Source organism: Ligilactobacillus acidipiscis DSM 15836, from assembly GCF_001435755.1.
GTDB classification, from domain to species: Bacteria; Bacillota; Bacilli; order Lactobacillales; family Lactobacillaceae; genus Ligilactobacillus; species Ligilactobacillus acidipiscis.
This window is the reverse complement of sequence record NZ_AZFI01000439.1, coordinates 1-222: the sequence shown is the minus strand read 5'-3', so window position 1 is coordinate 222 and position 222 is coordinate 1. Positions and strand designations below refer to the sequence as shown.

Annotated in this window: 1 pseudogene; it reads right to left on the bottom strand. The window is 44.6% G+C overall.

From position 1 onward, the window contains the following. Positions 1–222 (bottom strand): annotated as a pseudogene (locus FC65_RS11370) (recombinase family protein); the annotation flags it as partial.

The window sequence follows — 222 nt, the reverse complement described above, 5'->3', positions numbered from 1 at the left end:
AAAGCTTAAAAGCATGTTGCAAGCGGGGATCATCTTGGGTGTATTGGGGTTTGCGCCCATGATATTTCCCCTGCTGTTTGGCTAGGGAAATCCCTTGTTGCTGACGCTCAATGATCCGCTTACGTTCACTTTCAGCTTGGTATTTATAAAGTTCAATAATGAGGTTGGTCATGAGTTGACGTAAATTGGGGTCAGCAATCCCTGTCATGGACGGTAAATTCA